Origin of the sequence: Sphingomonas aerophila, assembly GCF_014199305.1 — a bacterium.
GTDB classification, from domain to species: Bacteria; Pseudomonadota; Alphaproteobacteria; order Sphingomonadales; family Sphingomonadaceae; genus Sphingomonas; species Sphingomonas aerophila.
The window spans coordinates 65,196-78,437 of record NZ_JACIJK010000007.1; the positions used below are offsets into that span (position 1 = coordinate 65,196).

14 protein-coding genes are annotated in these 13,242 nt (G+C 64.3%); 3 read left to right on the top strand and 11 right to left on the bottom strand.

Translation table 11 applies throughout. From position 1 onward, the window contains the following. Positions 1 to 18: 18 nt before the first annotated feature. Positions 19 to 483: an Lrp/AsnC family transcriptional regulator gene (locus tag FHS94_RS11930; RefSeq protein ID WP_184058120.1), complete on the bottom strand. Its 465-nt coding sequence runs from the start codon at positions 481 to 483 to the stop codon at positions 19 to 21. 125 nt (positions 484 to 608) lie between these two features. Here FHS94_RS11930 and FHS94_RS11935 point away from each other — a divergent pair, with 125 nt between their 5' ends. Beyond that, entirely contained in the window at positions 609 to 1,667 is a 1,059-nt protein-coding gene (locus tag FHS94_RS11935) for a Glu/Leu/Phe/Val family dehydrogenase (RefSeq protein WP_343055265.1), read from the top strand. Beyond that, positions 1,664 to 1,897: a hypothetical protein gene (locus FHS94_RS11940; RefSeq protein WP_184058122.1), complete on the top strand. Its 234-nt coding sequence runs from the start codon at positions 1,664 to 1,666 to the stop codon at positions 1,895 to 1,897. Before FHS94_RS11935 ends, FHS94_RS11940 begins: the two co-directional genes overlap by 4 nt. A 22-nt stretch (positions 1,898 to 1,919) precedes the next feature. Here FHS94_RS11940 and FHS94_RS11945 read toward each other — a convergent pair whose 3' ends face one another. The 7 genes from FHS94_RS11945 to cyoA are packed head-to-tail and all read right to left on the bottom strand — an operon-like array spanning position 1,920 to position 8,544. After that, positions 1,920 to 2,453 (bottom strand): response regulator, encoded by a 534-nt coding sequence (locus FHS94_RS11945; protein ID WP_184058124.1) that lies wholly within the window; start codon positions 2,451 to 2,453, stop codon positions 1,920 to 1,922. Further along, the gene (locus FHS94_RS11950; protein ID WP_184058488.1) at positions 2,450 to 3,691 is read right to left on the bottom strand and encodes an ATP-binding protein; all 1,242 of its coding nucleotides are present in this window, start codon (positions 3,689 to 3,691) and stop codon (positions 2,450 to 2,452) included. The genes FHS94_RS11945 and FHS94_RS11950 overlap by 4 nt, the downstream gene beginning before the upstream one ends. Positions 3,692 to 3,735: 44 nt before the next feature. Continuing rightward, positions 3,736 to 4,440, bottom strand: a complete 705-nt coding sequence (locus tag FHS94_RS11955) for an SURF1 family protein (RefSeq protein WP_184058126.1) — start codon at positions 4,438 to 4,440, stop codon at positions 3,736 to 3,738. Further along, positions 4,437 to 4,826 carry a cytochrome o ubiquinol oxidase subunit IV gene (gene cyoD, locus FHS94_RS11960; RefSeq protein WP_184058128.1) on the bottom strand — a complete coding sequence of 130 codons (390 nt, stop codon included), beginning with the start codon at positions 4,824 to 4,826 and terminating at the stop codon, positions 4,437 to 4,439. Before cyoD ends, FHS94_RS11955 begins: the two co-directional genes overlap by 4 nt. Beyond that, positions 4,823 to 5,443, bottom strand: coding sequence for a cytochrome o ubiquinol oxidase subunit III (gene cyoC / locus FHS94_RS11965; protein WP_184058130.1), 621 nt, complete (start codon positions 5,441 to 5,443; stop codon positions 4,823 to 4,825). The genes cyoD and cyoC overlap by 4 nt, the downstream gene beginning before the upstream one ends. Beyond that, positions 5,440 to 7,446: a cytochrome o ubiquinol oxidase subunit I gene (gene cyoB / locus FHS94_RS11970; RefSeq protein ID WP_184058132.1), complete on the bottom strand. Its 2,007-nt coding sequence runs from the start codon at positions 7,444 to 7,446 to the stop codon at positions 5,440 to 5,442. Before cyoB ends, cyoC begins: the two co-directional genes overlap by 4 nt. Positions 7,447 to 7,458: 12 nt before the next feature. Next, positions 7,459 to 8,544 (bottom strand): ubiquinol oxidase subunit II, encoded by a 1,086-nt coding sequence (gene cyoA / locus FHS94_RS11975; protein ID WP_184058490.1) that lies wholly within the window; start codon positions 8,542 to 8,544, stop codon positions 7,459 to 7,461. Between the two features lie 122 nt (positions 8,545 to 8,666). On the opposite strand from cyoA, the gene FHS94_RS11980 reads away from it, so the two are divergent. Continuing rightward, the gene (locus FHS94_RS11980; RefSeq protein ID WP_184058134.1) at positions 8,667 to 9,989 is read left to right on the top strand and encodes an MFS transporter; all 1,323 of its coding nucleotides are present in this window, start codon (positions 8,667 to 8,669) and stop codon (positions 9,987 to 9,989) included. 16 nt (positions 9,990 to 10,005) lie between these two features. On the opposite strand, the gene FHS94_RS11985 is transcribed toward FHS94_RS11980, so the two are convergent. Genes FHS94_RS11985 through FHS94_RS11995 form a run of 3 tightly spaced genes read right to left on the bottom strand, consistent with a single transcriptional unit; the run spans position 10,006 to position 13,138 of the window. After that, on the bottom strand, positions 10,006 to 10,638 hold the full coding sequence (locus tag FHS94_RS11985; protein ID WP_184058137.1) for a 2-dehydro-3-deoxy-6-phosphogalactonate aldolase: 633 nt from the start codon (positions 10,636 to 10,638) through the stop codon (positions 10,006 to 10,008). After that, positions 10,635 to 11,513, bottom strand: a complete 879-nt coding sequence (locus FHS94_RS11990; RefSeq protein ID WP_184058139.1) for a 2-dehydro-3-deoxygalactonokinase — start codon at positions 11,511 to 11,513, stop codon at positions 10,635 to 10,637. Before FHS94_RS11990 ends, FHS94_RS11985 begins: the two co-directional genes overlap by 4 nt. Positions 11,514 to 11,515: 2 nt before the next feature. Further along, the gene (locus tag FHS94_RS11995; protein ID WP_184058141.1) at positions 11,516 to 13,138 is read right to left on the bottom strand and encodes a sodium/sugar symporter; all 1,623 of its coding nucleotides are present in this window, start codon (positions 13,136 to 13,138) and stop codon (positions 11,516 to 11,518) included. Between the last annotated feature and the right edge of the window lie 104 nt (positions 13,139 to 13,242).

The window sequence follows — 13,242 nt, forward strand, 5'->3', positions numbered from 1 at the left end:
GGGAGGCCGCGGCCCCGATCAGACGGGCAGCACGGTGGTGGACTTGATCTCCGACAAGGCCACCGTCGACACCACTTCCTGCACGCCCGGAACGCGCGACAGCTTGTCGAAGAAGAATCGTTCATATGCCTCGATGTCCTGCGCGACGATGCGCATCAGGAAATCGACCGAGCCCATCAGGACATAGCATTCCAGCACCTCAGGAAAGGCGCGGATCGCATCGGCGAACTCGTCCAGGTGTGAGCGACCATGCGCGTTCAGCTTAACCTGCGCAAAGATATGGGCATTAAGTCCGACCTGGCGACGGTCCAGCAAGGTGACCCGCTGGCGAATGACGCCAAGCTTTTCCAAACGGTCGATGCGGCGCCAGCACGGGGACGGCGACAATCCCACCTGCTCCGCGATCGCAGCGATCGGCAGGCCCGCATCCTCCTGGATCACGCGAAGGATACGGCGTTCAGCGTCGTCAAGCGTGACGGTCATTTCAGCCTCTCTTCTGCTCAAACCAGGTATGTTTGTCCGGAACATGCCACAAAATACCGACACAAAGGTCGGATTATCTTTGCTGGCCGGCCTATCCTTCCGCTTCAAAGCATGGGAGCAGGATTGTGGAAGATTTGTTGCCGCCAGAGTCGGTTGTCCGGCTGAACGACCCCGAGTCCGGGTTGCGCGGCTTCATCGTCATCCACTCAACCGTGCTGGGGCCTGCTGCCGGCGGCTGCCGCTTGTGGCAATATGCGGATGAGGCGGCGGCCAGCATCGACGCCCTGCGGCTTGCGTCGGGCATGACCATGAAGAACGCGCTTGCGGGCCTGCCGCTGGGTGGCGGCAAGGCAGTGCTGATGTTGCCCGCTGCGCCGTTCAGCCGGACGAGGTTGTTCGACGCCTTTGGCCGCGCGGTCGCAAACCTCGGTGGCTCCTATCTCACCGCGGAGGACGTGGGTACCAGCGTCGATGACATGGCGCTGGTGCGGTCGCAGACCAGCCACGTTGCGGGGCTTCCCCGACGGCCGGATCACCCGGGGGGCGACCCGTCACCCTGGACGGCCCGTGGTGTGTTCGGGGCCATGCAGGTGGCGGTAAAACGGCGTCTCGGCCGCTGTCTCGACGGCCTGACCGTGGCGGTGCAGGGCGTCGGCCATGTCGGCTTCGCCCTGTGCGAACTGCTCCATGCAGCGGGCGCCAAACTGGTGATTGCCGAATGCCGATCGGACCTTGCCGCCAGGGCAGCGACCCGCTTCGGCGCCGACCTGGTGTCGTCGCGCGCGATCGCAGAGGTGCCCTCCGACGTGTTCGCACCCTGTGCCCTTGGAGGCGTGCTGAACCTGGTCACGGCAGCGAGCCTGCGCGCGCGAGTCGTTTGTGGTCCTGCCAACAACCAACTCGCCGCGCCGGAGGTTGGCGATCTGCTAGCGGCACGCGGCGTGCTGTACGCGCCCGATTATCTGGTCAACGCCGGCGGCATCATCAATGTCGCGGGCGAGTATCTGTCCTGGACGGAAGGGGAGGTCAGCACGCGGGTCGACGGGGTTGCAGCGCGTCTGGCGGAGGTGCTCGACGCTGCCGAGCGCGACGGTGTCACACCTGAACATGCGGCTGCCCGGGTCGCTTATGCCGTGATCGAACGTGGTGGCAGCGCGCCGGCAAAGCGCTGGTTGGCCGCATGACGCCGGATACGCAGTTGACCATAAGGGCCGCCACCTCGATGCCGGTGCTACTGCGGGTGCTCAACATCCTGGAGCAGCGGGACGTGGACGTGCGCAACGTCCGTGCCGAGTTCCACCATGCCGGATTGGTCGTGAGGGTCGACCTGGGCGCGCCCGCAGACGGTGATTGTGAGAACCTGCTCGCCAAGCTGACTTCGCTGGTCGAGGTCGAAACAGCGTATATGGATTGACCGCACCGGCTCACCCCGGCGATCAGGTGAGGCGGCGCTTTTCCAGCTTCCGTGCAAGCGTCCGGCGGTGCATCCCAAGGCGGCGCGCGGCCTCCGAAATGTTGAAGTCGGTGGCGGCAAGCACTTCGTTGATGTGCTCCCATTCCAGCGTCTTGATTGACGTCGGCAGCGTGCCGACCGCAACATCGGTCGTTCCCTCGACCATGCCAAAGGCGCGTTCGATTTCGTCGGTGTTGGCGGGCTTCGCCAGGTACGAGGTCGCGCCCAGCTTGATCGCCTGGACCGCGGTCGCGATGCTTGCATAGCCGGTCAGCACGATGATGATCATCTCGGGATCATGGGCATGTAGCGCTTCGACGCAGGTGAGCCCTGACGATTGGGCGAGCTTCAGGTCGACAACAGCGAAGTCGGGTGTTTGGTGAACCAGCAACGCAGCCATTTCGTCGGGGCCGGACGCGACAATGACGAAATAGCCGCGCCGTTCGAACGATCGCTGCAGGGTGCGCGCGAACACCGCATCGTCCTCTACGATCAACAGCAACGGCTGGTCCGTCACGCCGGCTCCTTCAGTTCAAGGGCGGTCAGCGGCAGGCGGATGGTCACCTCTGCCCCTCCAGACGTCATGTTCGCGGCAGACAAGGTGCCGCCCAGCTTTCGCGCTACATTGCCTACCAGGAACAGCCCAAGCCCCCGGCCAAGCTCCACCTTGCTGCTGTTGTAGGGCTTGCCGAGATTGGCGAGCTGCTCTGCCGGAAAGCCCGGCCCCTGGTCGCGGACGGCGAGGATCAGCTCGTCATCGTTGCGCGACAGCAGCACGTCCATGCCGCGCGGGGAAACCTCCGCCGCATTGTCGAGCAGGTTGAACACCGCTTGCTGGAGCACGACGTCCGATGCGATCGGCACATCGTCCCCGAACTGGTCCTGGTAGCGCAGGGCCTGGAAGTCCCGCGCCGCGATCCAGTCGGCGACGACCCGGTCGAACAGCTCCCGAACGGTGGTGGCGGCCGATGCCTCACCCCGGGGATCGCCCGATGACAGCAGGATACCAGTCACGATCGCCTTGCAGCGCTGAACCTCGGCCTGCATGTCCTCGACATCGCGGACTAGCTCTGGGTCGCCCGCGATTGCGTCTGTGTGCCGCCAGTCACCCAGGATGACGGACAGCGACGACAAGGGTGTCCCCAATTCGTGCGCCGCACCGGAGGCAAGCATGCCGATGCGCACGATATGCTCTTCCTCGACGGCCTGACGGTGAATCGATGCGAGCACCGCATCTTGCGCGCGCAGATTGCCGTTGATCCGCGTTACGAACATCACGAGCAGAACGGCCACCAGCGCGAAACAAACCCACATTCCCTGAATGTGCAGGGCGAACAGGCTGCGGTCGAACCCGGCCGGAAGCGCGATGGGCAGGTAGAAGCGGGTCAGGATGGCAAAGGCGATGCTGGTCGCCACAACCAGGGCCCAGCTGGACCAGCGGTCGAGCAGCACCGACCCCAGCACCACTTGCAGCAGAAACAGCGACACGAACGGGTTCGTCGCGCCACCACTCAGAAACAGTTGCGCCGACAGGCCCGCAACGTCGAGCAGCAGCGCGCCCAGCAGCGTAACATTGGTGATCGAACTGCCCCGCCGAACGGCGGTGAGGCTGGCGACATTGAGCAGCACCAGGGCGGCCAGCACGCTCAGCATTGGCGCCATCGGCAGCGCGATGCCGAAGGCGAATTCGGTCAGCAGAATGGTGGCGAGCTGCCCCGCGACCGCCAGCCAGCGCAGCTGCACGAGTTGCAGCATGTTTTGGCGTCCGGCAACGGCGCGGTGCATAACGGCAGCGGAGGTCACGGGCGTGGTCTGTCGACGCGGCGCCGGCCGAACATCCAGTATACGAACCCTGCCGCGGTCATGATCGCCAGCATGTACCAGGTGATCGCGTAAGCCAGGTGATTATTCGTGAACCGCACTACGGTCAGCCCGCCGATCGGGTCACCCGGCTTGGCGGAGGGCTGTGCATCGGCGTCGATGAAATAAGGCGCAGCCTGTCCCAGCCCACGCCGTTTGGCGATCGCGGCAACATCGCGCGAGTACCAGCGGTCGAGGTGGGGCACGTTGCTGCGCAAGAAACCACCGCCAGGCTCGCTCAGCCGCAACAGGCCCTGGATGGTCACCTCGCCGGGCGGGGGCGGCGGTGTCGCGGCGCGACGCTCCACAAAGCCACGGTTGACGAGGATCGTGGTGTCCGGCGTCTTCAGCGGCGTCAGCACCCACCAGCCCGCGCCGCGATCGGTCACTGCCTGGACGAAGCTGTCGCGACCGACCACGAAGTTGCCGCTGGCACGCACCCGCCGATACGCATCGTCTGGTCCCGCGCTGCGTGGTGCCGGCACCGGTGCCGCCGACAGTCGCGTTTCCACCCGGTGGATGAGGTCCAGCTTCCAACTGCGCCGCTGTACCTGCCAGGTGCCGAGCGCCAGCAGCAGCGCGACGGCACCGATCCACACCACCGCGACCGCACCGCGCACGACGAGGCGGCCGGTCGGATTCATCCCGCCTGGCTCATATCCATGGCGGGCATCATGTTCTCGTTCATGTGGTACATGACCCAAAGCGAGCCGCTGAGAGAGATCACCACCACGACGATCGTGAACAACAGCGCCATCATCGACCAGCCACCCTCCGCCCGGCGGTTCATGTGGAGGAAGAAGATCATGTGGACGATCATCTGCACCGCCGCAAACCCCATGATGATCATGGCCGTCGCTTGGGCGGTCAGCGGCCTGGTCATGACCAGCCAGAACGGGACGGCGGTCAACACGACCGACAGGGCGAACCCTGCCCAATAACCCTTGCGCGACCCGTGCGCTTCCTCGTTCAGGTGGTCGGCGTGATCGTGAGCGGCCGTATTGCCCTGGCCATGCCCCGCAGCGCTCATCGCAGCATTCCCATCAGGTAGACAAAGGTGAAGACGCCGATCCAGATGACGTCCAGAAAGTGCCAGAAGAGGCTGAGGCACATCAGCCGGCGGCAGTTGGCCGGGATCAGTCCCTTCAGCCGCACCTGCACCATCAGCACCACCAGCCAGATCGTGCCGAACAGGACGTGGAGCCCGTGCGTGCCGACTAGGGTGAAGAAGGACGACAGAAACGCGCTACGTTGCGGCACCGCGCCTTCGTGGATCAGGTGAGCGAACTCGTAGAGCTCGATGCTAAGGAACGCCAAGCCGAACAGCCCGGTGACCGCCAGCCACGCCAGCATCGGGCCTTGCCGGCGCTCCGTCATGTTCAGCATGGCAAAGCCATAGGTGATCGACGAAAGCAGCAGCATGGACGTGTTGAGCGCGACCAGCGGCAGGTCGAACAACTCCCTGGGCCCCGGCCCGCCCGCATAGCTGGTGCCGAGCACGCCGTACGTCGCGAACAGCATCGCGAAGATCAGGCAGTCGCTCATCAGGTACATCCAGAAGCCGAGCATGGTGCTCGACCCCTCGGGATGGTGCGGCTCTTCGGGCAGGTGGAAGAGGTCGCGGTTTACTCCGGCCATCTCGCTCATGCCACAGCCCCCATCAACGCGGTGGTTCGCGCGTCCTCGTGCCGGGTGACGTCCTCGACCGGGATGTAGAAGTCGCGCTTGTAGTTGAAGGTGTGGCCGATCGCGACCGCCAGGATCCCGACGATGCTCACCACTGCCAGCCACCAGACGTACCAGATCATGCCCGTGCCAAAGGCGACGCTGAGCGCGGCCAGGATCACGCCCGTGCCCGTGTTGCTGGGCATGTGGATTGGGCGATAGCCGCTGATGGGCCGCTGGTAGCCGCGCGCCTTCATGTCCGCCCAGGCGTCACCATCATGCACAACCGGCGTGAAAGCGAAATTGTAGTCGGGCGGGGGTGACGAGGTCGCCCATTCCAGCGTGCGGCCGTTCCATGGGTCGCCCGTCACATCGCGCAGCTGTTCGCGATCACGGATGCTGACATAGAACTGGACCAGCATCGCCGCGATGCCGAGCGCGATCAGGAATGCGCCGAACCCTGCGATGATGAACCAGATCTGGAGGCTGGGATCGTCAAAGGTGCGCAGGCGCCGAGTCACGCCCATCAGGCCCAGCACATAAAGAGGGACGAAGGCGAAGTAGAAGCCGCTGACCCAGAGCCAGAAGGACCGCTTGCCCCACGTCGTCTCCAGCTTGAAGCCGAACGCCTTGGGCCACCAGTAGTTGATCGCGGCGAAGGCGCCGAACAGCACACCGCCGATGATGACGTTGTGGAAGTGCGCGACCAGGAACAGCGAATTGTGCAGCACGAAGTCTGCCGGCGGCACGGCCAGCAGCACGCCCGTCATCCCACCCAGCGTGAAGGTGATCATGAACGCCACCGTCCACATCATCGGCAGCTCGAAGCGCACGCGGCCGCGGTACATGGTGAACAGCCAGTTGAAGATCTTCGCTCCCGTCGGGATCGAGATGATCATGGTCGTGATGCCGAAGAAGCTGTTGACGCTAGCGCCCGATCCCATGGTGAAGAAGTGGTGCAACCAGACAAGATAGGCGAGGATGGTGATGACCAGCGTTGCATAGACCATCGACGTGTAGCCGAAGAGCCGCTTGCCCGAGAAGGTAGAGGTCACCTCGCTGAACACACCGAACATCGGCAGGATCAGGATATACACTTCCGGGTGGCCCCAGATCCAGATCAGGTTCACGTACATCATCGGGTTGCCGCCGAGCGTGTTCGTGAAAAAGGCGGTGCCGGCGTACCGGTCGAGGCTGAGCAGCGCGAGAACGGCGGTCAGCACCGGAAAGGCTGCAACGATTAGAATGTTGGTGCACAACGAAGTCCAGCAGAAGATCGGCATCTTCATCATGGACATGCCGGGCGCGCGCATCTTGACGATGGTCGCGATCAGGTTGACCCCCGACAGCAGGGTTCCGACGCCCGCGATCTGCAACGCCCAGATATAATAATCGACGCCAACGCCCGGGCTTGCCGCGATCCCTGACAAGGGCGGCATGGCAAGCCAGCCGGTCTGAGCGAACTCGCCCACGAACAGGCTCATCATGACCAGCACCGCGCCGCTGGCAGTCATCCAGAAGCTGAAGTTGTTCAGGAACGGAAAGGACACGTCCCGGGCGCCGATCTGCAGCGGGACGACATAGTTCATCAGCCCCGTCACGATCGGCATGGCGACAAAGAAGATCATGATCACGCCATGGGCGGTGAACACCTGGTCATAGTGATGGGCGTTCAGATAGCCCTCCGACCCGCCAAACGCGATCGCCTGTTGCAGTCGCATCATGATCGCGTCGGAAAAGCCACGCAGCAGCATGACGATGCCGAGGATCATGTACATGATCCCGATCTTCTTGTGGTCGACGCTGGTGAACCACTCCTTCCAGAGATAGCCCCACAGCTTGAACTTGGTGAGCGCGGCGAGCAACGCGGCGCCGCCCAGCGCCACGGCCACGAACGTGGCGACCACGATGGGCTCGTGAAGCGGCAACGATTCGAGCGTGAACCGCCCAAACAGCGGGCTGACGGCGAACGGAGAAACTGTCATCGGACTGGCCATTTAGAGGGGCTTCTGGTGCGGCGTGCGCGACTGGTCAGGCGCTGCGGGTCCACGCTGGCGAATGTCGGCGGGCTTGGCCGGCGGGGCAGCGCCCGCATCACTGGTCGTGAGTGGCGACTGCGGGCGCGGCCGTTGCGGCATTCCCATGCCGGGCATGTGCGTCATGGCGGCGCTGTCACCCACGTCGCGGCGCATCATGTCGCTCATGCACGTCGTTCCCGGGCGCACGCACTGGTTGACCACCGCGTCGAACAGGCCCGGCTGGACGCGACCGAAGCGGATCACCGGCACCTTTTCGGTCGGCTTCTCGAGCTTCAGGTAGTTTGCGCGCGACAAGGGCAGGGGCGCTTTCCGGTTCTGCGCGACCCAGGCGGCAAAGCCGGCGTCGTCCAGCCCATGAAAGCGGAAGCGCATGCCGGAGAAGCCGGCGCCGCTGTAGTTGGCGGAGAAGCCGGCATAGTTGCCCGGCTTGTTGATTACCGCATGGAGATTGGTTTCCATCGACGGCATCGCGTAGATCATGCCGGCGAGCGTCGGCACGTAGAAGGCGTTCATGACGCTCGACGAGGTCAGCCGGAACTGGATCGGCCGATCGACAGGGGCGGCGAGTTCATTGACGGTCGCGATCCCATATTCGGGATAGATGAACAGCCACTTCCAATCGAGCGCGACCACCTGAACCTGCAAAGGCTTGGTGCCGGCCGCGACCGGGCGGGTGGCATCCAACCGCTCCAGCGGACGATACGGGTCGAGCAGATGGGTGCCCGTCCAGGTAACGGCGCCTAGTGCGATGACGATCAGCAGCGGCGCGGACCAGATCACCAGCTCCAGCTGGGTCGAATGGTCCCAATCGGGCTCATAGCGCGCGTCGGTGTTGCTGGCGCGGTATCGCCACGCGAACAGTGCGACGAGCGCAATCACGGGGATCACGATCAGCAGCATCAGCGCAAGCGCAAAGATCACCAGGTTGCGCTGCTGGATCGCGACATCGCCCATGGGGTTCATCACCACCAAGTCGCAGCCGCTCAGCAAGGCGGGCAGCAGGGCGGCGGCGATCAGGCGCTTGAAAGGTCGGCGAGCGGGCATGGGGGCGAGATAGGCCGGTGTGCTGCACTGCGACATTGGACATTTTGTCCAATGGGCGTGAGGCCCGCGTTGGTGCAAAAGGGGCTAAGATCGACCGAGAAGCCGGTCCAGGAACGATGACCATGAACGCTGCCACCGCCTCTCAGCTCGCCGAACGTGACGCCCGCGCCATCAATGCGCGCCACGGCGACATCGCGCCCGCGGAAATCGCGATCGGGGTGGTGATCGGGCGGACGTCCGAGTTCTTCGACTTCTTCGTCTATGCGATCGCGTCCGTGCTGGTCTTCCCGGCGCTGGTGTTCCCGTATGTCGATCGGCTGACGGGCACGTTTTATTCCTTCGCGATCTTTGCCTTGGCCTTTGTCGCGCGCCCGATCGGGTCGTTGCTGTTCCTTGGCATCGACGCGGCGCTGGGGCGGGGCACCAAGCTGACCATTGCTCTGTTCCTGCTCGGCGGCTCCACTGCGGCGGTCGCCTTCCTGCCCGGTTACGAGACGATTGGCGTCTGGTCGGCAATTTTGTTGGCGGTATTCCGGATCGGCCAGGGCATCGCACTGGGCGGGCAATGGGACGGCCTGTCGTCGCTGCTCGCGCTCAACGCGCCCGAGAACCGGCGCGGCTGGTATGCCATGATCCCGCAACTCGGCGCGCCGCTGGGGCTGATCGTGGCGAGCGGCCTGTTCGCGTTCTTCGTCAGTACGTTGTCGAACTCAGACTTTCTCGACTGGGGCTGGCGCTATCCGTTCTTTGTCGCGTTCGCGATCAACGTGGTGGCCCTGTTTGCCCGGCTGCGCATGGTGTCGACGCCCGAATATACCGCGCTGTTCGAGAGCCGCGAGCTGGAGCCGTCGCGCGTGCTCGACACGGTACGAACCGACTGGCGCAACATCGTGATTGGCGCCTTCGCTCCGCTGGCGAGCTTTGCGCTGTTTCACATGGTGACCGTGTTTCCGCTGTCGTGGGTTGCGCTGTTCACCAAGGAAAGTGCTGCCCGCTTCCTGGGGATTGAGATGATCGGGGGCGCCGTAGGCCTGTTGGCGGTTCTTGCCTCCGGTCTGATCGCGGATCGGATCGGCCGGCGTTACCTGCTGGGCGTCTCGGCGGCCGGAATCGCGGTGTTCAGTGGCTTCGCGCCGCAGCTGCTCGACGGCGGTGGCTGGGGCGAGATCGTGTTCATGGTCACAGGGTTTATCCTGCTCGGGCTGGCATTCGGGCAGTCGTCCGGCGCGGTCGCCGCGAATTTCGCCACCGCGCGGCGCTACACGGGCGCGGCGCTGACGTCCGACGTTGCGTGGCTGGTCGGCGCCGCCTTCGCGCCGCTGGTCGCCCTGTTGCTCGCAAGCCAGTTCGGGCTGCTCGCAGCCGGCGCCTATCTGCTGTCGGGGGCGCTTGGCACCCTGATCGCGCTGGGCGTGAACAAGGAACTGGCGCGGCGCATCTCGTAAGGATCGCGCCGGCCGGTCAGGTCTTCTTCAGAGCCTCGACGAACGCCCGCGCGCGGGTGCCGACCTCCGCGGCGGTCAGACCGGGCTTGTAAAGCGCGGAGCCGAGGCCAAAGCCGGCGGCGCCCGCCGCCGTCCAGGGCCCCATATTGTCTGGCGCGACGCCGCCTACCGGCAACAGGCGGATGCCCTTTGGCAATACGGCCAGCATCGCCTTCATCACCGACGGGCTGGTGCCCTCGGCGGGAAATAGCTTGAGCGCGGTGGCGCCGGCGTCGATGGCCGCGAACGCCTCCGTCGGCGTGGAAATGCCCGGCAGCGAGACGAGGCCGGCGGCCGCGCTGGCCCGGATCACGTCGGTGTTGGCGTTGGGCGAAATGATCATGGTGCCGCCCGCTTCCGCCACTCGCGCGACATCGCCGGCCCGCAGGACGGTGCCGGCGCCGATCACCGCCTTGTCCCCCAGCCGCCGGGCAAGGCGCGCGACGCTGTCGAGTGGATCGGGCGAGTTCATCGGCACTTCGATCAGGGTAAAGCCTGCATCGACCAGCTCGTCGCCGATCGCATCAACCTCGTCAGGCCGAACCCCACGAAGGATCGCCACCAGGGGGCAGCGCGCAAACGCGGCGTCGAAGTCGGCAAGGATGGTCATGACAGGTGCTTTCCGATCGCAATGATGCCGGCAAGAAAGGCGGCCTCTCCGTCCACAACGATTGCCGTGCCGCCTCGTGCCTCGACCGCGGCACTGTACAGGGCGGCAAGGTTCGGGTCGGCAAGAATATACACGGGCGCTTCGGACGCACCGCTGACTCGCGCTGCGACGTCACTGCCGATGATGAGGCCGCTCGTGAAGGCGGCCGAGTCCTCGTCGTTGCGAAGGTTCAGCATCTTGGCCGCGCGCACACCGAACAGCGAGGCAGCGAGATCGCGTCGGCCCCCTTCTTCAACCCCGGCCAGGAAGGCGGGACCTGGGTTGACGGGGGCAGCAAGCTGGCGCGCCAACACGCTGTGCTTCTTCAACAGCGCAAAAAGCTCACCCGTCATCGCGGTCGTGAACGCTGTCACTTTGGCGTCCGTCATGGTCACCCATTTGCAATGGGTACCTGGGTGGCAGAGCAGCGCGTCGCCGGGAACCAGCCCGGCAGCGACCGCGCCAAGTAATTGCACTTCCTCACCGCGCATCACATCGGCGCGGCCACCGTCGACGACGGAGATGCCCGGTACGATGGCCGTGCGATCGTCAATCCAGCACAGGTTTCCGGCGATCTCCGCGATCCCGCACGGGGCGGGCACATAGGGCGCGACCTGCCAGCCGAGGGTCGAGCCAACCATACCCGCCATCAGCATTGGCAATTCGCCGAACTCGGCACGGATCGCCTGTGCTTCAGCAGGAAAGCTCCCCGCGGACACGGCAGTAACGCCTTTCGGGTCGCGGGACGTGCGGGTGACCTTGCCATCCTCGACCAGAAACACGCGGCGGTTGGTGGTGCCCCAATCAACCGCCAGGAACCGCGATACGAACTTCATCGTCACCACCACGTCGCGTAGAGCGCGATAAGGATCAGGATAATACCGACGGCGCCGATGTTGAACCCGGTCCGGGTTCCATAGCGGACGCTGCCCGTGTCGATCGTGTCGGTTCCGGGCCGCTGCGGGGTGGCGAGCGAGACCACCACGCACAGCGCCAGCGAGATCAGGAACACGATCCCCATCCGGTCCATGAACGGCACCGTCGGGGCCATCACCTTCATCAGATAGGAAAGCACCACCGACGCCACAGCCGCCGCGATCGCGCCCGCTTCATTGGCCCGCTTCCAGAACAGGCCCGCGAGGAAGATCACCGTGATGCCCGGCGTGAAGAAGCCGGTGAATTCCTGGATGAACTGAAACGCCTGTTCGGAAGCGCCCACCAGCGGCTTGGCCGCGATAATGGCGATGATGATCGCGACAACGGCAGTGATGCGGCCGACCATCACCAGGTGCCGTTCCTCATCCTGGTGCCCCGCTGCGCTTTCATTCGCCGCACGGCCGTGGGCATCCTCGGCCTGGGTCGGGACCCGACGAAACTTCGCGTACAGATCGAGCGTGAAGATGGTCGCGATCGAGTTGATCTTGGATGCGGTAGACGCGATGATCGCCGCAACCAGCGCTGCGAACACCAGGCCGAGCAGACCGGTGGGCAACAAGCGCATCATCGTCGGATACGCCTCGTCCGGCTTGGGCAGATCGGGCGCGAGCAGCACCGCCGCAATGCCGGGCAGAACAATGATCAGCGGCATCAGCAGCTTCAGAAAGGCCGCGAACAGCACGCCTTTTTGCGCTTCGCCAAGCGACTTGGCGGCAAGAGCACGTTGAATGATGTACTGGTTGAACCCCCAATAGCTGAGGTTCGCGATCCACATGCCGCCGATCAGCACGCTAAGGCCCGGCAGGTCCATGTAGTGCGGGTCGCTCTTGTCGAGGATCATGTTGAAATGGTCGGGCAGGCTGGTGGTGAGCTTGTTCCATCCGCCAATCACGCCCGCGTCGCCACCGATCTTGCCGAGCGTCAGATAGGCGACGACCAGGCCGCCAAGCACCAGCAGCGTGACCTGGACGATGTCGGTCAACGCTACCGCCTTTAGCCCGCCCTTGAGCTGATAAAGAAGCGCAAACACGCCCAGGATAACCAGCGCCAGTGTCTGGTCGACGCCCGCGACCTTGGTCACCGCAATGGAGCCGAGCCAGATGATGCTGGTGAGGTTCACGAACACGTACAGCGCTAGCCAGAACACGGCCATCAGCGTGCGAATGTTCTTGCCGTACCGCCGTTCCAGGAACTGCGGCATGGTGTAGATCTCGTTCTTCAGGAAGATTGGCAGGAAGAATTTGCCGACGATCAGCAGCGTCAGGGCCGCCATCCATTCATAGGAAGCGATAGCCAGCCCGATAGCATAACCGGACCCCGACATGCCGACGATCTGTTCGGCGGAGATGTTGGCCGCGATCAATGACGCGCCGATCGCCCACCAGGGCAGGTTCTTTGATGCCAGGAAGTAGTCGGACGTATTCTTGGCGTGACCGGCCTTCTCGCGGCTGACCCATTGCGCCAGGCCGAAGATGCCGATCGCGTACAGCACGACAACAGTGATATCGAGGGTCGACAGGTTCATTCGGGCGCCTCTCCTGGCATAACCGAGTCCGGTAGGTCGGCGGGCCGGCTCGCTTCGTCTCAGCTCGATTTATATGATATATATCGTCTGTCTAGCGAGTCAGG

What these genes read in the sequence shown, in the direction of transcription:
- FHS94_RS11930 (WP_184058120.1), bottom strand. Translation starts at nt 483, where the DNA reads ATGACCGTCACGCTTGACGACGCTGAACGCCGTATCCTTCGCGTGATC.
- FHS94_RS11940 (WP_184058122.1), top strand. Translation starts at nt 1,664, where the DNA reads ATGACGCCGGATACGCAGTTGACCATAAGGGCCGCCACCTCGATGCCG.
- FHS94_RS11950 (WP_184058488.1), bottom strand. Translation starts at nt 3,691, where the DNA reads ATGCTGCAACTCGTGCAGCTGCGCTGGCTGGCGGTCGCGGGGCAGCTC.
- FHS94_RS11955 (WP_184058126.1), bottom strand. Translation starts at nt 4,440, where the DNA reads ATGAATCCGACCGGCCGCCTCGTCGTGCGCGGTGCGGTCGCGGTGGTG.
- cyoD (WP_184058128.1), bottom strand. Translation starts at nt 4,826, where the DNA reads ATGAGCGCTGCGGGGCATGGCCAGGGCAATACGGCCGCTCACGATCAC.
- cyoC (WP_184058130.1), bottom strand. Translation starts at nt 5,443, where the DNA reads ATGAGCGAGATGGCCGGAGTAAACCGCGACCTCTTCCACCTGCCCGAA.
- cyoB (WP_184058132.1), bottom strand. Translation starts at nt 7,446, where the DNA reads ATGACAGTTTCTCCGTTCGCCGTCAGCCCGCTGTTTGGGCGGTTCACG.
- cyoA (WP_184058490.1), bottom strand. Translation starts at nt 8,544, where the DNA reads ATGCCCGCTCGCCGACCTTTCAAGCGCCTGATCGCCGCCGCCCTGCTG.
- FHS94_RS11980 (WP_184058134.1), top strand. Translation starts at nt 8,667, where the DNA reads ATGAACGCTGCCACCGCCTCTCAGCTCGCCGAACGTGACGCCCGCGCC.
- FHS94_RS11985 (WP_184058137.1), bottom strand. Translation starts at nt 10,638, where the DNA reads ATGACCATCCTTGCCGACTTCGACGCCGCGTTTGCGCGCTGCCCCCTG.
- FHS94_RS11990 (WP_184058139.1), bottom strand. Translation starts at nt 11,513, where the DNA reads ATGAAGTTCGTATCGCGGTTCCTGGCGGTTGATTGGGGCACCACCAAC.
- FHS94_RS11995 (WP_184058141.1), bottom strand. Translation starts at nt 13,138, where the DNA reads ATGAACCTGTCGACCCTCGATATCACTGTTGTCGTGCTGTACGCGATC.